The following is an 18534-nucleotide window of genomic DNA, read 5'->3' as shown; positions in this document are numbered from 1 at the left end:
GCGCACAGTTGCAAGTCAAGCGGTTCCCGTCTGCCGTTCGAGTCGTACCCGAGAAAACTCAGGAAGGATTTTCCTCCCGAACTGTGCCGGGCGAGAGGAAGATTAATCGATGCGTGTTCTGTTCTGTGCTTTCCCTGCGACGGCGCATGTGCACCCCCTGGTCCCGCTGGCCTGGGCGCTGCAGAACGCCGGACACGAGGTGCGCGTCGCGATCCATCCCGGTGCGGCGCATCTGGTGACCGAGGCCGGTCTTGCCCCGGTGCCGGTCGGCGCGGCGCTCACCGAGGTCATGCAGTGGAACGACAACTTCGAGAAGCTGGACACGCTCACCGACTTCCTGTCGGTGGACGCCGCACATGACGACGGCTGGGTCGGCAAGTGGGCGGGTATGACCCGGATGTTGGCCGGGTTCTCACCGATGCTGGACGATCTCGTGGACTTCTGCCGGACGTGGCAGCCGGATCTGGTGCTGTGGGATCCGTTCTGCGTGCCGGCTGCCGTCGCCGCCACCGTCACCGGGGCCGCGCAGGCACGGTTCCTGTGGGGCCAGGACAACATCGGTTGGCTGCACGCGCGTTCGCGGGAGCGGCTGGCGCAGCACAGCACCGGGCCGGAGGAGGACCCGGTGACCGCCCTGATGCGGCCGATGCTGGAGCCGTACGGCATCGCCTACCGCGAGGAGCTGCTGCTCGGTCAGTGGTCCATCGACCCGGTCCCGGCTCCTCTTCGGCTGCCGGTCGAGCTGTCGTACGAGCCGATCCGGCGGGTCCCGTACAACGGCAATCGCACCCCCCCGGCCTGGGTGCACGAGCGACCGGAGCGGCCCCGGGTGTGCCTCTCGCTCGGTATGGGGGGCCGCGGCCGACAGCTCTTCCGTGAGGCTGGGGTCTCCTTCGCCGACGTGGTCGCCGCCCTGGCCGAGCTGGACATCGAGCTGGTGACGACGTTGCACGCCGAGCAGTTGGCCACCGTGCGCCAGGTGCCGGAGAACGTGCGGCTGGTGGAGTACGTGCCGCTGAACTACCTGCTGCCCAGCTGTTCGGTGCTGATCCACCACGGCGGCGGCGGGACCTTCGCCGCGGCCGTGACGCACCGGGTGCCGCAGTTGGTCACACCGCTGCCGATGTGGGGCGAGGCGCGCACCGCGCGGTACGTCGCCGAGAGCGGCGCCGGGCTCATGCTCGAACCGCAGGAGCTCACTGTCGAGTCGCTGGCGCAGCAGGTGACTCGACTGCTGACGGAGCCGTCGTTCCGGGCTGGCGCGGAGCAACTGCACGCGCAGACGCAGTCCATGCCGAGCCCGGCCGAGGTCGTACGGAGGCTGGAGGCGCTGACCGTCCAGCACCGCGCTCAGCGTCGTGCGGTGACGTTGTAGATGCCGAGTTCCGGCCACATGTAGGGGGCGCGGGCGCTGCGGACGCTCAGTCCGCGCTCCCGCAGGACCCGTTCCACGGCCTGCCGGTCGCCGCCCGCCTCGATCAGCAGTGCGCCGATCCTGGGCCAGTCGTCCTCGGCGACGCCGTGCAGGACCTCCAGCTCCGCACCCTCGACATCCACCTTCACCAGGTCGATCGGCCCGGTCGGGGCGATCTCGCGCAGGGCCTGCGAGACGGGTTCCACCTCGACGGTGATGTGTGCTGTCGCGAAGAGCGCCGCCGCCTTCTCCGCTCCCATCTGGCGTGCCAACAGCCGTTGCTGTGCGGGCAGTTCCTCGGGGTGGAGAGTGGAGTTCCCGGCGAGCCGCGGCAGGTGCGTGAAGCCCGCGGCGGCGACCGGCTTGGCGCCCAGGCAGCTGGGGCGGATTACGACATCGTCCGCGATGCCGTGCAGCGCCAGATTGCGCCGCAACAGCCGGACGTTGCCCGGCACCGGCTCGAAGGCGATCACCCGGGCCCGCGGATATCTGCGCTTGATGAACAGGGTGAACAGTCCGATGCCCGCGCCTGCGTCGACCACGACCGGCGCCTCCGGGAGGTCGAAGGCGTAGCAGTCGTCCTCGAAGATCTCCCGGTAGCCGAAGTGGGCGGTGGCCTCGTCGTCGGCGTAGCAGGAGAACCCCTCGGCCAGCTCGACCAGTTGGATGCCGTCGTCGGCCATGCGTTCCCTTTCTCAGGACGGTGCTTTTCGGCAAGAGAGCAGGAGCCCGGCCGGGGCCGGGCTCCTGCTCCTGGACTACTCGGGCCGTGGGATGGCCACCGCGTTGTACGCCGTGGTCGGCGTCGGTGGAAGTGGGAACCGCGAGTTGGTCAGGTACAGCCGGTCCCGGAAGGGAGCGACGGCGCTCGGTGTGTCGAACCGGGGGTCGGTGATGCGGCGGACGAGGGCGCCACTGGTGCCGTCCGCAGCGAGCCGCAGCACCGCGAGGTCCTTCTGGGACGGCGCGTACATCGTGCGGTGGCTGACGGCGATCCCGTTGGTGGTCGGGAACTTGGCGCCATCGACGGGGACCTGGCGGGCGTCGCCGGTGCGCGGGTCGACCCGGAACAGGGCGCCGCCGTCGACGTATTGGTTGATGACCAGCAGGGCCCGGCCGTCGGGGGTCGGCGCGATGCCGGCGCCGGTGATCGTCCAGTGGTTCTGGCTCTGCTGCCACTCGCCGGTCAGCGGCAGCGTGACGATCCCGTCCGGTTCGGGCAGCGTGCCGCCCGGGCCGAACGGCACACCGAACAGTACTCCGTTGAAGCCGTCGGTGAACCACGCTGCCTCGTGCGTGACGGTCGCGAGGTTCACACAGGTGTTGGCGGCGCCCAGTCCCTCGTAGGTTCTGAGCACCGTTCCGGTGAGGCCGTCCATGACGGTGATGGTCCGGCCCCACCCGCCTCCGATGAACAGCCGCCCGAAGTGGTCCAGCGCCAGCCCGATCGCGTTGTGCCCCGAGCCGAGCCCCGGGAAGATGAACTCGCCTTCACCGGTGACGAGGTCGGCTCGGTAGACCGCGGCGGTGAGCAGCGAACCGAAGTAAGCGAAGGGGAGCCTGCCGATCGCCAGGGCGTCCGGATGCAGTCCGTCGGGCAGGTTCAAGGTGGTCGGCCACAGCTGCTCCTGCCGGGATCGTTCCCCCGCCCAGGTCGGGGGCGCCGCGGCGCCGACCACCGCCGCGCCACCGACAGCCGCACCCAGGCCCAGGAATCCCCGGCGGGTCAGCGCCTTGTTCTGCATGCCGCTTCTCCTCCTCGCAATCGACCGCCGCAGGGCGGTTGCCGCACGGTCGCAGATCGCACCAGAGAACCGCTTGAGCCGCCCTTTCGCAGGGTGAAGCGGTGTTCAAGCCGTGGTGTAGCCCGCTCCGGAAGACTGCCAACCCTTGCCACCAGCCGAGAGTGAGTGCCTGCAATGGACCAGATCGCCTTCCTCTTCCCCGGCCAAGGCTCGCAACGAGTAGGGATGGGGCTTGACCTGATGCGGCGTTGGCCGAAGCTGACCGAGGCGTACTACCGCCGCGCCGACGAGCTGCTCGGCTTCGAACTGTCCCGGCTGTGCTGGCAGGGCCCGGCCCAGGAACTGCGGCAGATGCCGGTCACCCAGCCCGCCGTGGTGCTGACCAGTGTGGTGGCGCTTGAGGTGCTGCGGGCGCACGGGCTGATGCCCGACATCGCGGCCGGGCACAGCCTGGGCGAGTTCAGCGCGCTGGTGTGCGCCGGCGTCCTCGACTGGACCGATGCGCTGCGGCTGGTCAGGCTGCGCGGCGAGCTGATGATGTCGGCCAACGAGCGGGTGCCGGGCAAGATGGCGGCGGTGGTCGGCCTCGACCTGGCGACTGTGGAGGAGATGTGCGCCAAGGCCGCAGCCGCTTCCGGGGAGGTCGTGGAGGTCGCCAACCACAACGACTTCACCCAGGTGGTGATCTCCGGGCAGACCGGCGGGGTGGACGCGCTTGCCGAACTGGTCTGGCAGGCCGGCGCCGACCGCGTGGTGATGCTGGAAATCGGCGGCGCCGCGCACTGCACGCTCCTCGGCGGCATCGAGGACGAGTTCGCGGCGGCCCTGGAGGAGGTGGAGTTCCGCGACCCGGTGATCCCGGTCATCTCCAGCTTCAGCGCGGCGCCGGTGGCCGACGGCGCCGATGCACGCGCCTGCCTGCGCCGTCAGCTCACCGGTCGGGTCAACTGGACTGGCACGGCACTGCGGTTGGCGGCCGAGGGCGCGGGTCGCCTGGTGGAGGTGGGCCCCGGCAAGGTCCTCGGCGGCCTGTGCCGCCGGATCACCCCGGGAGTGGTCGCCCACCGGACCGACGACGCGGGACAGCTGTCCCTCACCCTGGCCGCACTGGCCGACCGGGGCACCTGAACCGCCACCCGAAATCGCCCACGCCGAAGGGGCGTTCCCCGGACCAGAGCCGGAGGAACGCCCCCTCGCCGTGCTGGCCGGTCAGTAGTTGCCGAGACCACCGCAGACGTTCAGCGCCTGGGCGGTCACCGCGTCGCTGGCCGGGCCGACCAGGTAGGCCACCATCGCCGCCACCTCCTCGGGCACCACGTAGCGGCCGATCGGCACCCGGGCGCTCACCCGCTCGAGCACCTCGTCCGCCGGGACCCCCCACAGCCCGGAGTACACCTCGCGCACCCGCTCGGCCATCGGCGTCTCGACGAAGCCCGGGCAGACGGCGTTCACGGTCACCCCGGTCTTCGCCAGCTCCAGGCCGAGCGCCTTGGTGAACCCGACCACGCCGTGCTTGGCGGCGGAGTACGGAGCGCCGTTGACGACGCCCTGCTTGCCGCCTGTAGAAGCGATGTTGACGATCCGCCCCCAGCCGCGGTCCAGTATGCCGCCGTTGTTCAGGACCTCCTTGGTCACCATGAAGACGCTGTTGAGGTTCGTGTTGATCACGTCAAGCCACAGCTCGTCCGGAACCTCCTTGGTGATCCCCCCGCCGGACCGGCCGGCGTTGTTCACCAGGATGTCCACGGGTCCGAACCGCTCGGTGGCGGCCCGGACGTACGAGCGGACGTCCTCGCGCGAGGTGACGTCGCAGGCCTGCCCGTCGACGTCGAGGCCCTCGTCCCGCAGGGACTTGACGGTCTGGGTCAGCACGTCCTCCCGCCGCGCGCACAGGTAGACGCGTGCGCCGTCGCGGGCCAGGCGCCGGGTGACCTCCAGACCGATTCCGCTGGTGGCGCCGGTCACCAGGGCAACTGGGGTCGCGGTCATGATTCCTCCTTGGGTGAGCGCCGCTCGACACTCGAATAGACGGCTTGGACCAGCCGGTGGGCGCGGTCGTCGATGCTGCCCAGTTCCCGGGAACCGGAGTTCTGGACGTAGGCGAAGGCGAGGTCGTACCGCGGATCGGCGAAGGTGAAGGTGCCGTTGGCGCCGTCGAAGCCGAACGCGGTGGTCAGTCCGGCCGAGGCCGGGAAGGTCGGGCTGTCGGGCAGCATGAACCCCAGCCCCCAGGCGGTGGACATCATGGTGATACGGCAGGAGCCCTGCGCGTGCACCCGGCCGATATGGGCGGAGGTCCGCGGGCTGAGCAGCCGGAAGCCATCGACCTCGCCGAGGAGCGCGGCATACAGCCTGGCCAGCGACTGGGCACTGGCCCAGCCGCCGTAGGACGGGTCCTCCGCCGCCAGGTCCGGTTCCGGATCCAGGGCCATGCTGGCGACCGTCGAGCGGTGGGTGAGCGAGTCGGGTTTGCCGAGCTCGACCAGCATGGCGATGGCGTCGCCGGGGTCGCCGCCGGACATCACGTCCTCGGCCTTGGACTGGATCATGGTGGCCAGGTGCACCGCCCCCAGGTCGGGCAGGCCGATGTGGCAGTCGAGGCCCAGCGGCGCGGCGATCTCCTCGGCGAAGAACGCGCCGACGGTGCGGCCGGTGTGCCTGCGGACCAGTTCGCTGATCAGGTACCCGTAGGTCACGGCGTGGTAGCCGTGCGCGGTGTCCGGCTCCCACTCCGGTTTGGCCGCGGCGAGCGCCTCGGCGATCGGGGTGTGCCGGTGCATGTAGTCCGCGGTGATCGGGTCGTGGTCCAGGCAGACCACACCGGAGCGGTGGCTCATCACCATCCGCAGGGTGATCTTCTCCTTGCCGTTCGCGGCGAACTCCGGCCAGTGGTCGGCGATCGGCCGGTCCAGCTCCAGTACCCCGCGGTCGACCAGGAGCAGCGCGGCGCTGGAGACCAGGGCCTTGGTCGGGGAGGCGAGCACTCCAAGGGTCGACGCCCGCCACGGGTCGGTGCGGTCGGGGTCGGCGAAGCCGCCCCACAGGTCTACCACCGGCCGGCCCCGGTGGTAGACGCAAACGGCGGCGCCGATCTCCTCGCCGGCCGCGAAGTGCCCCTGGAAGGCCTGCGCCACCTCGGCGAAGTCACCGTCCCAAGTGCCGCCCCGCGGGGGCCCGTTGCGCTCACTCATGGGCGAACGTCCCGGCGTGGGCGAGCGTGCTGCGGCTGTTGCGGCCCAGCGCGGTGCGGATGTACTCCCGGGCGTCGGCGAGCGTCTTCCCGGCTCCCAGCACCTCGGCGACGGCGGCCGGGTTGATCGCCACGGTGTGCTCCGCCGTCACCAGTACCTCATCGCCCGCCCCGGCCAGCTCCCACCGTCCGCTGTGGCCGAACAGCAGCCTCGGCGGCACCAGTTGCTTGTAGACGATCAGCTGACCGGGCACGCACACCCGGACGGAGTGCGTGCTGTGCGTGGACCCGTCCGCGGTGACCGTCTCCATCACCATGTCCTGGACGTTGGGCTCGTCCTCCTTCAGCACCACGCGCTGCACATGGGGCAGCCGCTGCGGCCACAGGTCCGAGCGGTAAAGGAAGTCGTAGACCTCGGCGGCCGACCGCTTGAGGGCCACCGTGTCGGTGAAGGAGAACACCAACTCGTCCAGCGGGCGCCCAAGTTCGGCGATTCGGGTGAGCGCCTCCAGTTCCACCGCGCTGTTGCGGTCGAGTGCGGAGGTGATCCAGCTGGCCGTCTCCGGGTTGTCGTCGACGGCGGTGAACTCGTGCAGCAGCACGATCTCGGTCCCGCCGTCGGGCAGCGGCCGGAAGTGCCACTCGCCGCCCATGCTGGCGATGGGAGACGCGCTCTGCTCCTGGTCGAAGCGGATCCACAGCGCGTCGGGGTCGAGTTCGCGCCGGGAGACCCAGGACTTCACCTCCCCGTTCACCTGGGCCCACAGCCGGAACCGCTCGGTGCCCTGGCCGCGCCCCAGGTGCTGGGCGAAGACGCTCGGCCCGAAGATGGCGGGCCAGCGTGTGACGTCGGCGGCCAGTTCATAAAGGGTCTGGGCCGGCGCCATCGAGTACCTCAGGTGCTCGGTGCGCCGCAGTTCCGGCTGCCCGCCCCTCGCGGTCGGCGTGTGGTGCTGGCCGCCGACGGGGATGCTGCTCATCGTGGTTCCTCTCCTCCGAGGCGCGGCGATCGAACATACGGCCGCAGGTTGATGGCCGCGTCGATCTGCCGCGGCTTCCCGGTGGCGAGGCTGGCAGCGGACGCTAGAGGACAGCTCAAGAGCTACCGCGACGGTGGAGGGGTGGACGAACCGCCCCTCCACCGTGCGGAATCAGGCGAACGGCGGTGCCTCGGCGGTGGCGTTCAGCGCCGTCACCACGGTGCGCTCCTCGAACTCGAAGTGCGACTCAAGCTGGCCGGCCAGCCGCTCGAGCTCGGCGCGCAGCTCTACCGGGTCGGACTCCCCCGGGACGAAGCCCTCGATGAGCGCCTGGATCGAGTCCTGAAGCCGCGCCACCACCTTGTGCTGCTCGCTGAGTTGGGCGAGTGCCGGGGCCAGCGCCGGGAACTGCTTAGCCAGCTGCGGGAAGACGGCCATGTCCTCGCCGGTGTGGTGCCGGCGCAGCGCTCCGCAGAAGGTGAGGCAGTGGGTGCGCATCTGCTGGGCGAGGTCCGGCGGCGTCCGCTCGATGGTCTGCGCGGTGCCGTCGACCACCTTGTCCACCTGGGCGCGGAGCGTCTTGAGCTCCTGGCGCAGCCAGTCGTGCACCTCGACGACCCAGGTCCCCATGCCCTTCACCCGCTCCTCACCGGGCTTGGCCTCGATCCGGTGCAGCACGACGACCGGGATCTCACGGGTGGTCTTGGCCTGATAGTCGCCGTATCCGGGTGCCTCGGCGACCACCCGCTCGAAGAGCCTGTCACGCTCCGCGCCCTGCGGAATGGCGGCGATGGCCTGGTAGGTCTCCTCGCCGGTCTCGACCGTCACGATGGGGTTCTTGCGGATGTTGTGGTACCAGCCGGGATGGCGGTCTGAGCCGTTCGCGGAGGCGACGACGACGCCCTTCCCGTCGAACTCAAGGTATCCGAGGGGAGTCTCCCGGGGCAGCCCGCTCTTGGCGCCGACGGTCGTCAGCACCGTCAGCGACCAGCCCTCGAACATCCCGGTCATCTTGCCGTTGTTCGCACGGAACTCGGCGATGATCTGGCGCTGGAAAGCGTTGACGTCGAAGCCGGACCAGTTCTCGGCTTGCTCCTCGCTCATGCACTTCCTTTCGGATTCGTTTCCGGAAGGAGGGCGGCGGCACAGAAAAACCGACACAAAAATACCCGCATGCCTACGCAGTGGAGTGGGCGCAGTAACCCCCGCTTCAGGGGTTGACAAAGCTGCGAGAGACGGACGTGCCGATCTCTGTGCTGGCTGAGTAGCCGCTACCTCCATACGTAGGCCCATACGGGGCTCGCTTGAACTGTAACGCGGATCGTCAGCACGGGGCAAGATCGGCGGCCGATGTCAGCCGATCCGCGGCCTTGGAGCTCAAGTCAGGCCCTAGCGTGCGCTCTTACGTTCGGCCTCGTCCCGCGTCGGGAGGCCCACTCCCGCAATATCCCAGGAGCCGGAACATGGCCAACACTTCCCCACCGGTCCGTCAGCTTCCGTCGCTGACCGGCTACCGCGCGATCCTGTTCGTCGCGGTGTTCATCACCCACGCCCTCGGCGCGGGCTATTTCTTCGCGAACAATTCCATCAACCAGGCGGGCACGTACCTTCCCTACGGTACGGCGGCGCTGTCGACCTTCTTCGTGCTCAGCGGATTCGTGCTCACCTGGGGTGAGCCGTGGCGGAGCACGCTGCTGCGGTTCTGGCGGCGGCGGGTTGTCAAGATCTATCCCGGACACGTGATCGTCTGGGCCGGCACCCTGCTGTTGCTGCTGTTCGTGGGGCCGATGTCGCTGCTCGGCTCGCTGGCCATGACCAAACCGGGTCCGGTGGTCGCCAACCTGTTCCTGGTGCAGGACTGGACGCCCAAGATGCCCTACGTCTTCAGCGTGTACGGCGTGAACTGGTCCGTCTCCGTCGAGGTCGTGTTCTACCTGGCCCTGCCGCTGCTGATCCGCCCGATCCGGCGGATCGCCGACAACCGCCTGTGGACCTGGTTCGCGGGATGCGCCGTGGTGATCATCGCGATCCCCACCGCCACGCATTACTTCCTTGCCGGTCCGCACGCGCCGGGGCAGAACATGTCCTGGAACCAGGACTACTTCACCGACTTCTTCCCGCTCGCCCGGATGCCTGAATTCCTACTCGGTGTCTTCCTGGCCCGCATCCTGCAGACCGGGCGCCGGCCGCGGTTCATGGTGTGGTGGGGGGTGCTGCTCACAGCCGCACTCACCGCTCTGATGTTCCAGCTCCCCGAGACCTTCCGGGTCAGCGGCCTGCTCACGATCGGCCTCTGCCTGATCGTCGCCGGTATCGCGGCCCGCGATCTGGCGGACAAGCCGAGCTGGCTGAGCAACAGGTTCATGGTGCTGCTCGGCAACTCCTCCTACGCCGCCTATCTGGTCCACTTCCCGCTGCTGGGGCTGACCCGGCACCTGGTGGGCGAGGGCAAGCAGTTCGGAGTGGGCACGGGCCTGCTCATCGTGGTGGTGCTTTTCACGGTCATCCAACTGCTCGGTGTGGCGCTGTTCGTGGTGGTCGAACGGCCGCTCATGCGCCGCTTCTCCGCCCCGCGCAAGAAGCAGCCGGCCGTCGCCGCGGTGCCCGCCTGACCGCCCATCACCGACCGAGGCCACAACACAGTGAGGAGTACTGGTGACGACACCGGACCAGGCGATGACATACCCGTTCCCGGACGGCCACCGGTTGGAGGTGCCGACGGAGTTCGCCGAGCTGCGGGCCAAGTGCCCGGTGCAGCGGGTGGCACTGCCCTACGGTGGTGAGGGCTGGCTGGTGACCAGACAGGCCGAGGTCAGGACTGTGCTGGGCGATCCCCGGTTCTCCCGGGCCGCCACAGTGCAGGCCGACGTCCCGCGGACCAAGGAGTGGCTCAACCCGGGCGGCGACATCCTCTCCCTCGATCCGCCGGAGCACTCCAGGCTGCGCCGACTGGTCTCGGGGGCGTTCTCCCGTCGCAACGTCGAGCTGTGGCGGCCCCGTATCGAGGATCTGGTTGGTGAACTGGTCGCGGACATGCGCGCGGCGGGCCCGCCGGTAGACCTGGTCGCGGCGTTCTCGATGCCGCTGCCGGTCACGGTGATATGCGAGATGCTCGGCGTGCCCGCCGCCGACCGGCACCTTTTCGAGCGCTTCTCGGAGCTGCTCTTCAGCGGCACCGGTGTGGCGGCCGAGGAGGTCCAGCAGGCCGCGGTCTCGCTCATGGCCTACCTCACCGAACACGTCGCCCGCCACCGCGCCGAGCCGCAGGACGACCTGCTCTCCCAGCTCATCGCGGCCCGGGACGAGGACGAGGGGCGGCTGACCGAGGAGGAGCTGGTCAGCCTTGGTGTCACCATCCTGGCGGCCGGACATGAGACCACCGCCAACGCGATCGCAAACTTCGTCTACACCCTGCTCACCGAAGGGCTCTGGTCCGGTCTGGTGGAGCGTCCGGAGCGGCTCGACACCGCGGTGGAGGAGCTGCTGCGGCACGTCCCGCTGGGCGGCAGCGAGTCCCTGCCAAGGATCGCCACCGAGGACGTGGAGTTGGCGGGTACCACCGTGTGCGAGGGGGAGGCGGTCTTCCCCGCGATGGTCTCGGCCAACTTCGACGACGCGGTTTTCACCGATCCGCAACTGCTCGACCTCGACCGGAACCACAATCCGCACCTGGCGTTCGGGTACGGACCGCACTTCTGCCTTGGCGCCCAACTGGCCAGGACGGAGATCCGGATCGCACTCGGCACGCTTCTGCGCGAGTTCCCCGAACTGCGTCTGGCGGTACCGCAACCCGAGGTCGTCTGGCGTGCGGAGACCGCGTTGATCCGCGGCCCACGCCACCTGCCGGTGGCCTGGTGAACCCAGTCGAGCCGGAAGGCGAACTGCGCGCTGAGGACGATGTCCTCAGCGCGCAGTTCGCTGTTCGCGGGATCAGCCGCCGACTCCAGACTTCTCCAGCGCATTCATGGCCTGCTCCAGGATGGCCAGTCGGCCCGTCAGATCGGTGGCCGCCGCCGAGATCATGATGCTCAAGGTGGTCACCCCGGCCGCGGCATAGGCCGCCATCCGCTGTGCGATCCGGGAGACCGGGCCGACCAGTGACGTCTGGTCGACGAAGCCCGCGGGCAGGGCCGCGGCCGCCCCCGCCCGGTCACCGGCCCGCACCCGCAGGCTAACCTCCTGCGCCTCCTGCGGCCAGCCGAGCCGGGCGGCCAGCTTGCAGTAGAAGTTCCGCGCGGGATCGCCGATGCCCATCAGATGGGCGTAGTGGGCGCGCAGCATGTCTACACAGCCCTCGATGTCCTCGCCCACTGCGGTGGCCAGGCACGGGATCACCTCGAATCCGGCCATGGCCGAGCCGCGCAGGGCACGGCCGACGGCGATCCGCTCGACCGACTCCGCGACCTGCTCGGGCGCGGCGAACACGCCGATCCAGCCGTCGGCTATCTCGCCCGCCAACTGGAGGTTGCGCGGCCCCACCGCGCCCAGGTAGACGGGCACGCGGGTGCCCGCCGGCTCGGTGATGACGTGCAGCGGGGCGCCGCCGGAGCCCGAGTACGGCAGCCGGTAGTGCCGACCCTCGTAGACCACCGGCTCGCCGGCGAGTGCCATCCGCACGATCTCTACGTACTCGCGGGTGCGCTCCAGCGGCCGGTCGAAGGGAACCCCGTACCAGCCGTCGGAGACGTCCGGGTTGGACACCCCGAGGCCCAGCCGGAACCGGCCGCCGGAGAGCGAGTTGAGCGTCGCCGCGGTCAGCGCCGCCAACCCCGGTGTGCGGGCCGGGATCTGCATCACGCCCGAGGCCAGCCCGATCCGGTTGGTCCGTCCGGCGACCAGGCCGAGCACGCTGGCCGCGTCCGATCGGTAGCCTTCGGGGGCGAAGGCGACGTCGTAGCCGAGGCGTTCTGCGGCGACGGCCAGTTCTGACGCACCCTGATAGGTCAGGTTCACGCCAAGCTTCATCGCGGTAACCCTTCCGACTCAGATCAGCAGGTGTGCGCCGCCGTCGACGAGAACGACCTCGCCAGTGGTGTAACCGGCGCGCTGGAGCCCGGCCACGACCTCGGCCACGTCCTCGGGCGCGCCGACCCGGCGCAGCGGGGTGGTGGCCTCGACCCGGTCCCGGATCTCAGTGAAGCCCTTGGTCCACGGGGTGTCGATCAGACCGGGCGCGACCGCGTTGACCCGGATGTCCGGGCCGAGCGCCCCGGCGAGCAGCCGGGTCATGTGGTCCACCGCGGCCTTGCTCACGGCGTACGGAATGGAGCTGCCGGCCGGACGGGTACCGGCGATCGAGGAGATGTTGACGACATGGCCGCCACCGGGCGACCTGCGCAGCCACGGCACGGCCGCGGCCGTCGTCTGCCAGGTGCCGATGACGTTGACGCCGAGGATCTCCCGCCAGACGTCTCCGGTCGCGGCGGCCAGGTCCGCGTGCGGGATCGGCCGGGTGACGCCGGCGTTGTTGACCAGCAGGTCCAGCCGTCCGTACTGCGCGACAACGTCGTCGACGAGTTGCTGGGCCTGGGCCTCGTCGGAGACGTCGGCGCGGACGAACCTGGCGTCGGGCAGGGACGCGGCCAACTCCTCTCCCGCCTCGACGCTGCGCACCGAGTTGACGACGACCGCCATGCCCTCGGCGGACATGCGGCGGGCGATGGCGGCACCGATTCCGGATGACGATCCGGTGATCAGGGCGACCGGCTTGCCAGTCATGGGATTCCTTTCCAGGTGGGACAGCGGTTCCGCACCGATGTCAGAGGTTGAACATGTGGTCGTGGGTCACCCGGCGGGACCGGTTGCGCACTTCGCCGTCCTCGATCACCAGAACGTCGTGCACCAGGCAACTCGGGCCGACAACAGGCTGCTTGCCGCCGGGACGGGTGGTGAGGACCAGCGCGTAGAAGGTGGCGTCGAAGGCGCCGTCCTCCCGCCGGCTCAGGTTGAGCATGCTGAACATGTGCCGCCGCTGCACCGGATCGTCGTCGAACCGGGTGTTGAACCGGCGCAGTTCCTCGATGATCCCGGTGTGGGTGCGCGCCGGCGGAACGCCGGGGGTGTGCTGGAACTCCCCGTCTGCGGTGAAGGTCTGGGCGTACTCTTCGAACCGGTTGCTGTCGAGCAACTGGACCTGCCTGCCGTAGAACTGGGAAACGGCCACGTAGATGTCCGTGAAAGTCGCCGTGGCGTGCATGTGGATGAGGCCTCCGCGGATCTCGGGGTGGAGGGGCCATGGGCGGCCCGGTCCGGGATCAGCGAGTCTGCGTCCACGGCCTTGAACCCGGCTTGAACACCCGGCCCTGGAGGTCGGCGTTCCGGCGCTCCTCCGCCACGGCTCGACTTCTGCTGCAGCGGCGGCGGCCACGCTCGGACGGAGGGAAGACCGGTGTCGTCTGCTCTGGAGGCTCGTACATGAAGGCGCTCGTACTGTCCGGCGGGTCCGGGACCCGGCTGCGCCCCATCACCCACACATCGGCCAAACAGCTGGTGCCGGTGGCCAACAAACCCGTTCTCTTCTACGGTCTGGAGGCGATCGCCGAGGCCGGCATCACCGAGGTCGGCGTCGTCGTGGGAGACACGGCCGACGAGATCCGCGAGGCGGTGCAGGACGGTTCCCGCTTCGGCCTCGACGTGACCTACATACGCCAGGAGGCGCCGCTGGGGCTAGCCCACGCGGTCCTGATCGCACGGGACTTCCTCGGCGACGACGACTTCGTGATGTACCTCGGTGACAACTTCATCGTCGGCGGTATCACCGGTCTGGTCCAGGAGTTCCGTGCGGAGCGGCCGGATGCCAGCATCCTGCTGACGCAGGTCCTCGACCCCCGGGCGTTCGGCGTGGCGGAGCTCGACGCGGACGGCCGGGTGGCCTCGCTGGTGGAGAAGCCTGAGCATCCCAAGAGCGACCTCGCCCTGGTGGGCGTCTACCTCTTCGCCCCGACCATCCACGATGCCGTGCGCGCCATCCGGCCCTCCGAGCGCGGCGAGTTGGAGATCACCCATGCCATCCAGTGGCTCATCGACCAGGGACGGGACGTGTGCTCGACCACGATCTCGGGCTACTGGAAGGACACCGGCAACGTCGCCGACATGCTGGAGGTCAACCGCTCGGTGCTGGAGACGATCGAGCCCTGCACGGCCGGGGTGGTCGACGGCAGCAGCGAGATCATCGGCCGGGTCCGGATCGAGAAGGGCGCAACGGTCAGCGGCAGTCGCATCGTCGGCCCCGTGGTCATCGGAGCCGGTGCCGTGATCAGCGGCTCGTACATCGGGCCGTTTACCTCCGTTTCCGAGGGGTGCCGCATCGAGGACAGCGAGGTGGAGTACTCCATCGTCCTGCGGGACTCGACGCTCACCGGTGTGCGCCGCGTCGAGGCCTCGCTCATCGGCCGCGACGTGCAGGTGACGCCGGCCCCGCGCAACCCGTCCGCCCACCGGCTCGTACTCGGTGACCACAGTAAGGTGCAGATCTCGTCATGACGACCCGTCTCCTGGTGACCGGCGGCGCCGGTTTCATCGGCTCCCACTACGTCCGCACGCTGCTGGGCCCCGAGGGGCCGGACGACGTCTCCGTGACGGTGCTGGACAAGCTCACCTACGCGGGTAACCTCGCCAACCTGGACGAGGTGCGCTCGCATCCGCGCTTCTCGTTCGTCCAGGGCGACATCTGCGACGCCCAAACGGTCGCGGGACTGATGGCCGAGCACGACCAGGTGGTCCACTTCGCGGCCGAGTCACACGTGGACCGTTCGATCGACGACGGTGGCCAGTTCGTGCGGACCAACGTACTGGGCACGCACACCCTGGTCGACGCCGCGCACCGGGCGGGCGTCGAGCGGTTCGTGCACATCTCCACCGACGAGGTCTACGGCTCGATCGAGACGGGTTCCTGGCCCGAGACCGATCCGCTGCAGCCCAACTCCCCGTACTCCTCTTCGAAGGCGTCCAGCGACCTGGTCGCGCTCTCCTACCACCGCACGCACGGCCTGGACGTGCGGGTGACCCGCTGCTCCAACAACTACGGGCACCACCAGTTCCCGGAGAAGCTCATCCCGCTGTTCACCACTCACCTGCTGGAGGGCCGGAAGGTGCCGTTGTACGGCGACGGCGGCAACGTGCGGGACTGGCTGCACATCGACGACCACGTGCAGGGCATCGAGCTCGTACGGACCCGAGGGCGTGCCGGGGAGGTGTACAACATCGGCGGCGGTGCTGAACTGTCCAACAACGAGATCACCCGCCTGCTGCTGGAGCCGCTCGGCGCCGACTGGGACAGCTACGTCGTCTACATCGAGGACCGCAAGGGACACGACCGCCGGTACTCGGTCGACTGGACCAAGATCCGCGAAGAGCTCGGCTACGCCCCGCGGGTGCGGTTCGAGGACGGCCTGGCTGCCACGGTGCGCTGGTACCGGGACCATCGTGCCTGGTGGGAGCCGCTCAAGGCGCGGGTCTGATCGGCCCCCGAGCCAACCCTGAGGGGGCCTGCCATCCGGCAGGCCCCCTCAGGGTTTGTAACGCTAAGCGGCGTCCCGCAGCAACGGGGGCTCCAGGTCGGCAAAGTTGAGGAAGGTCAACAGGCTTCTGGCCTCCACATTGATGTAGTTGCCGTAGCGCACGAACTCAGTGAGCTGACGAAGCGTCATCCAAACGTAGTTCTCCGGGACTTCGGTAGGGAAGTCGTCATCGGCCTCGACCAGCATGTACCGGTTCTGTGCGTGGTAGAAGCGGCCCCCCTCCTCGGAGTGCACCGACTCGAAGCGGATGCGCTCCCTCGGCGCGCCGATCACCTCGTCCAGGTACCTCGGCCGGGCGCCGTTGAGCGGGTAGTTGCCCGGCTGGCAGTGGATCGTCGGCGCCAGTTCGATCAGATCACCGGCCCCGGTCTCGGTCCTGGCCTGTACCAGCAGGTGCATCACGCCGTTGATGGGCTTGGCCAGGAAGGCGATGACACCCTCGCTGCGCGGCTGGAGCATCACCTGCGACCAACTGGCGACCTCGCGGCTGCTGGCCTGGACGTCGACCCCCACCACGGTGAAGTGCTTGCCCTCGTCGTGGGCGATGGCCTCATCGGCTCTCGACCAACCGCTCACCTTTGACAGCGGAATGCGCTGCCGGGCCAGTGAGGACCGGCACTTCGCGTCGGTGAACCAGCTGAGCAGCGCTGCCGTGTCGCGGTGCGGGGCCGCCCCCGGCCACCACGAGCGGTTCAGCGCCTCGCGGAAGGGCGTGCCTCCGTCGAAGCCGGTCAGGCGGAACGGGGTCGCGCCGGAGAGCACGGTCCGGGTGTCCATGTTGACCAGGTTGTCGACCGTGAGCAGTTCGCTGATCTGGGAGACGCTCAACCAGCAGAAGTCATCGAGCAGTTCGACCTCCTCGTCGACCTCGATGACCATGTTGCGGTTGCGTTTGCCCAGGAACCAGGAGGCCTGCTCGGACTGGAGCGCGTCGTGGAGCACGCGCCCGCGGTGCGGGGTGATGAAGTGCTCCAGATAGGGCACCGGCTTGCCGCCGTGTACCCGGGTGTAGTTGCTCTTCGTCGCCTGCACGGTGGGCGAGAGCTGCACCAGGTTGACGTTGCCCGGTTCCATCTTGGCCTGGAGCAGGAAGTGCGGGACGCCGTGGAACCTCTTGACCAGGATCCCGAGGATCCCGTATTCGGGCTGCACGATGATCGGTTGCTGCCATGCGTCGACCTCGCGGCCCGCGCCCCGGACATCCAGGCCCTCGACGGAGAAGAAGCGACCGCTGCGGTGGACCAGGTTCCCGGTACCCCGCTGGAACCGCCATCCATCGAGCCGGTCGAGCGGGACCCGGGACACGTGGTACTCGTGCGCCCGACAGCGATCGGCGAACCAGCTGCTGAAGTCTGCCGTTGTGGAGAACAAGTGGAGCTCCCAAGTGCTGATCCGAGCTTGACGGTGCCTAACGGAGGGCCAGTTGCCGTACCAGCCGGTCGATGACGGACGCCGGGCTGGGCTGGGTCGCCATCTCCTCGCTGACCGCCCGTGCCGCCTGCGCGTACGCGGGTTCACCGAGCAGGCGGCGGACCAGCTCCCGCACCGCGGTCAGCTCGATGTCGGCGAAGGGCAGCGAAAGACCGGCCTTGCAGTCGACCACCCGCTGCGCGACCAGGGGGTTGTCGGCGCCCTCGGGCAGGATCAACTGCGGAACACCGTGGTGCAGCGCGGCGGCCGTGGTGCCGGAGCCGCCGTGGTGCACGATCAGCGAGCAGGTGTCCAGGAAGGCCGACAACGGCAGGTACCCGGCCAGTCGTACGTTCTCCGGCAGCGCCCCGAGAGCGGAGAAATCCGTCGAGTGGTCGGCGAGCACCACCTCGGCGTCCAACTCGCCCAGTGCCTGCATCAGCTGCGAGAGCTTGCTGCCATCGGACATCAGCGGGATGACGGTGCCGAGGGTCAGGCAGATCCTCGGCCGCTGCGGTCGCCGCAGCGCCCAGTCGGGCACCAACGCACCCCCGTTGTAAGGGATGTAGCGCATCGGCCACCACTCGGCGCCGCCCGCGGGATCCGGGGCGTCGGTCGCCAGGCCACCGAGGCTCGGCGGACGCGGATCGATCCGGGCGATCAGATCGGGCCGCCGGTCGCCGATGCCCAACCGCTCCCGCAGCCCGGCGATGATCGGCGAGTTGTCGGGGATGACCCCGGTCCGGTGGTTCTGCGCGCCGCTCGCCTTGACGCCGTCGTCGCGCATCGACCAGGAGACGCGGTTGCCGACCTCCAGGGCGGGTACGCCCAGCGCGGCGGCGGCCAGCATCCCCGCGGCGTGGTCGGACGGGTAGACCACGAGGTCCGCGCCGAAGTCGCGGCCGACCTCGATGGTGCCCTCAGTCATGGCGAGCGTGAACAGGTCGAAGGGCCGCATCGCGCCGGCCAGGCTCCAGTACCCGGGCGGCAGTCCGTCCCCCGGCTCCTCGGTCTGCGGGGCCTGCCCCTTCGAACCGAGCAGCAGGTCCGCGCCGACGTCGCGGGTCGGAAAGACGTCCACCGTCGGCAGCCCCGACTCGGCGGCGGCCTTGGTCACATAGGCGGTGGTCGCCAGCAGGACTTCGTGGCCGGCCGCCCGAGCGGCCCAGGCCAACGGGATGACCGGTAGCAGCAGCCCGTATCCGGGTGCGGCGGGAAAAAGGATTCTCATGGTCGGGATGCTGCCACAGAAAGGCCTGCCCGGTCTCCAGAAGAA

17 protein-coding genes are annotated in these 18534 nt (G+C 69.3%); 6 read left to right on the top strand and 11 right to left on the bottom strand.

Annotated elements, in window-relative coordinates; genetic code table 11:
• Nucleotides 1-109 precede the first annotated feature (109 nt).
• Entirely contained in the window at nucleotides 110-1375 is a 1266-nt protein-coding gene (locus P3G67_RS30035; protein ID WP_276096300.1) for a nucleotide disphospho-sugar-binding domain-containing protein, read from the top strand.
• Here the strand turns inward: P3G67_RS30035 and P3G67_RS30030 are convergent.
• Together P3G67_RS30030 and P3G67_RS30025 are read right to left on the bottom strand one after the other, a co-directional pair.
• On the bottom strand, nucleotides 1351-2097 hold the full coding sequence (locus tag P3G67_RS30030; protein ID WP_276096299.1) for an FkbM family methyltransferase: 747 nt from the start codon (nucleotides 2095-2097) through the stop codon (nucleotides 1351-1353). The genes P3G67_RS30035 and P3G67_RS30030 overlap by 25 nt on opposite strands.
• 75 nt (nucleotides 2098-2172) lie before the next feature.
• The gene (locus P3G67_RS30025) at nucleotides 2173-3159 is read right to left on the bottom strand and encodes a twin-arginine translocation signal domain-containing protein (protein ID WP_276096298.1); all 987 of its coding nucleotides are present in this window, start codon (nucleotides 3157-3159) and stop codon (nucleotides 2173-2175) included.
• Nucleotides 3160-3333: 174 nt separating this feature from the next.
• Here P3G67_RS30025 and fabD point away from each other — a divergent pair, with 174 nt between their 5' ends.
• Complete coding sequence (fabD, locus tag P3G67_RS30020) at nucleotides 3334-4287, top strand: ACP S-malonyltransferase (RefSeq protein WP_276096297.1); 954 nt, start codon at nucleotides 3334-3336, stop codon at nucleotides 4285-4287.
• 81 nt (nucleotides 4288-4368) lie between these two features.
• Here fabD and P3G67_RS30015 read toward each other — a convergent pair whose 3' ends face one another.
• From P3G67_RS30015 to P3G67_RS30000, 4 genes are all read right to left on the bottom strand, one after another.
• The gene (locus P3G67_RS30015; RefSeq protein WP_276096296.1) at nucleotides 4369-5148 is read right to left on the bottom strand and encodes an SDR family NAD(P)-dependent oxidoreductase; all 780 of its coding nucleotides are present in this window, start codon (nucleotides 5146-5148) and stop codon (nucleotides 4369-4371) included.
• Nucleotides 5145-6350 (bottom strand): serine hydrolase domain-containing protein, encoded by a 1206-nt coding sequence (locus tag P3G67_RS30010; protein WP_276096295.1) that lies wholly within the window; start codon nucleotides 6348-6350, stop codon nucleotides 5145-5147. The genes P3G67_RS30015 and P3G67_RS30010 overlap by 4 nt, the downstream gene beginning before the upstream one ends.
• Nucleotides 6343-7329 carry an aromatase/cyclase gene (locus P3G67_RS30005; protein ID WP_276096294.1) on the bottom strand — a complete coding sequence of 329 codons (987 nt, stop codon included), beginning with the start codon at nucleotides 7327-7329 and terminating at the stop codon, nucleotides 6343-6345. The genes P3G67_RS30010 and P3G67_RS30005 overlap by 8 nt, the downstream gene beginning before the upstream one ends.
• A 171-nt stretch (nucleotides 7330-7500) precedes the next feature.
• Nucleotides 7501-8433, bottom strand: a complete 933-nt coding sequence (locus P3G67_RS30000; protein WP_276096293.1) for a nitroreductase/quinone reductase family protein — start codon at nucleotides 8431-8433, stop codon at nucleotides 7501-7503.
• Between the two features lie 359 nt (nucleotides 8434-8792).
• Between P3G67_RS30000 and P3G67_RS29995 the strand changes: the two genes are divergently transcribed.
• Together P3G67_RS29995 and P3G67_RS29990 are read left to right on the top strand one after the other, a co-directional pair.
• Nucleotides 8793-9941: an acyltransferase family protein gene (locus P3G67_RS29995; protein WP_276096292.1), complete on the top strand. Its 1149-nt coding sequence runs from the start codon at nucleotides 8793-8795 to the stop codon at nucleotides 9939-9941.
• A 43-nt stretch (nucleotides 9942-9984) separates the two neighbouring features.
• Nucleotides 9985-11187 (top strand): cytochrome P450, encoded by a 1203-nt coding sequence (locus P3G67_RS29990; protein ID WP_276096291.1) that lies wholly within the window; start codon nucleotides 9985-9987, stop codon nucleotides 11185-11187.
• Between the two features lie 72 nt (nucleotides 11188-11259).
• On the opposite strand, the gene P3G67_RS29985 is transcribed toward P3G67_RS29990, so the two are convergent.
• Genes P3G67_RS29985 through P3G67_RS29975 form a run of 3 tightly spaced genes read right to left on the bottom strand, consistent with a single transcriptional unit; the run spans nucleotide 11260 to nucleotide 13525 of the window.
• Nucleotides 11260-12294 carry an LLM class flavin-dependent oxidoreductase gene (locus P3G67_RS29985; protein WP_276096290.1) on the bottom strand — a complete coding sequence of 345 codons (1035 nt, stop codon included), beginning with the start codon at nucleotides 12292-12294 and terminating at the stop codon, nucleotides 11260-11262.
• A gap of 18 nt (nucleotides 12295-12312) precedes the next feature.
• Nucleotides 12313-13047: an SDR family NAD(P)-dependent oxidoreductase gene (locus tag P3G67_RS29980; RefSeq protein WP_276096289.1), complete on the bottom strand. Its 735-nt coding sequence runs from the start codon at nucleotides 13045-13047 to the stop codon at nucleotides 12313-12315.
• A gap of 40 nt (nucleotides 13048-13087) precedes the next feature.
• Nucleotides 13088-13525, bottom strand: a complete 438-nt coding sequence (locus P3G67_RS29975; RefSeq protein WP_276096288.1) for a nuclear transport factor 2 family protein — start codon at nucleotides 13523-13525, stop codon at nucleotides 13088-13090.
• A 218-nt stretch (nucleotides 13526-13743) separates the two neighbouring features.
• On the opposite strand from P3G67_RS29975, the gene P3G67_RS29970 reads away from it, so the two are divergent.
• Together P3G67_RS29970 and rfbB are read left to right on the top strand one after the other, a co-directional pair.
• Nucleotides 13744-14811, top strand: a complete 1068-nt coding sequence (locus P3G67_RS29970) for a glucose-1-phosphate thymidylyltransferase (protein ID WP_276096287.1) — start codon at nucleotides 13744-13746, stop codon at nucleotides 14809-14811.
• Nucleotides 14808-15788, top strand: a complete 981-nt coding sequence (rfbB, locus tag P3G67_RS29965; protein WP_276096286.1) for a dTDP-glucose 4,6-dehydratase — start codon at nucleotides 14808-14810, stop codon at nucleotides 15786-15788. Before P3G67_RS29970 ends, rfbB begins: the two co-directional genes overlap by 4 nt.
• Before the next feature lie 63 nt (nucleotides 15789-15851).
• Here the strand turns inward: rfbB and P3G67_RS29960 are convergent, their stop codons facing one another.
• The gene (locus tag P3G67_RS29960) at nucleotides 15852-17366 is read right to left on the bottom strand and encodes an NDP-hexose 2,3-dehydratase family protein (protein ID WP_391858382.1); all 1515 of its coding nucleotides are present in this window, start codon (nucleotides 17364-17366) and stop codon (nucleotides 15852-15854) included.
• Entirely contained in the window at nucleotides 17257-18489 is a 1233-nt protein-coding gene (locus P3G67_RS29955; protein ID WP_276096284.1) for a nucleotide disphospho-sugar-binding domain-containing protein, read from the bottom strand. Before P3G67_RS29955 ends, P3G67_RS29960 begins: the two co-directional genes overlap by 110 nt.
• Nucleotides 18490-18534: the final 45 nt, after the last annotated feature.

The sequence above is a fragment of the Streptomyces silvisoli genome (assembly GCF_029269905.1).
GTDB lineage: Bacteria > Actinomycetota > Actinomycetes > Streptomycetales > Streptomycetaceae > Streptantibioticus_A > Streptantibioticus_A silvisoli_A.
Note: the sequence above shows the minus strand (reverse complement) of the source record. Positions and strands in the feature narration are given on the sequence as shown.

Bases quoted from the DNA above. Each gene is read 5' to 3' on its own strand.
- P3G67_RS30035 (WP_276096300.1), top strand. From the start codon at position 110: ATGCGTGTTCTGTTCTGTGCTTTCCCTGCGACGGCGCATGTGCACCCC.
- P3G67_RS30030 (WP_276096299.1), bottom strand. From the start codon at position 2,097: ATGGCCGACGACGGCATCCAACTGGTCGAGCTGGCCGAGGGGTTCTCC.
- P3G67_RS30025 (WP_276096298.1), bottom strand. From the start codon at position 3,159: ATGCAGAACAAGGCGCTGACCCGCCGGGGATTCCTGGGCCTGGGTGCG.
- fabD (WP_276096297.1), top strand. From the start codon at position 3,334: ATGGACCAGATCGCCTTCCTCTTCCCCGGCCAAGGCTCGCAACGAGTA.
- P3G67_RS30015 (WP_276096296.1), bottom strand. From the start codon at position 5,148: ATGACCGCGACCCCAGTTGCCCTGGTGACCGGCGCCACCAGCGGAATC.
- P3G67_RS30010 (WP_276096295.1), bottom strand. From the start codon at position 6,350: ATGAGTGAGCGCAACGGGCCCCCGCGGGGCGGCACTTGGGACGGTGAC.
- P3G67_RS30005 (WP_276096294.1), bottom strand. From the start codon at position 7,329: ATGAGCAGCATCCCCGTCGGCGGCCAGCACCACACGCCGACCGCGAGG.
- P3G67_RS30000 (WP_276096293.1), bottom strand. From the start codon at position 8,433: ATGAGCGAGGAGCAAGCCGAGAACTGGTCCGGCTTCGACGTCAACGCT.
- P3G67_RS29995 (WP_276096292.1), top strand. From the start codon at position 8,793: ATGGCCAACACTTCCCCACCGGTCCGTCAGCTTCCGTCGCTGACCGGC.
- P3G67_RS29985 (WP_276096290.1), bottom strand. From the start codon at position 12,294: ATGAAGCTTGGCGTGAACCTGACCTATCAGGGTGCGTCAGAACTGGCC.
- P3G67_RS29980 (WP_276096289.1), bottom strand. From the start codon at position 13,047: ATGACTGGCAAGCCGGTCGCCCTGATCACCGGATCGTCATCCGGAATC.
- P3G67_RS29975 (WP_276096288.1), bottom strand. From the start codon at position 13,525: ATGCACGCCACGGCGACTTTCACGGACATCTACGTGGCCGTTTCCCAG.
- P3G67_RS29970 (WP_276096287.1), top strand. From the start codon at position 13,744: ATGAAGGCGCTCGTACTGTCCGGCGGGTCCGGGACCCGGCTGCGCCCC.
- rfbB (WP_276096286.1), top strand. From the start codon at position 14,808: ATGACGACCCGTCTCCTGGTGACCGGCGGCGCCGGTTTCATCGGCTCC.
- P3G67_RS29955 (WP_276096284.1), bottom strand. From the start codon at position 18,489: ATGAGAATCCTTTTTCCCGCCGCACCCGGATACGGGCTGCTGCTACCG.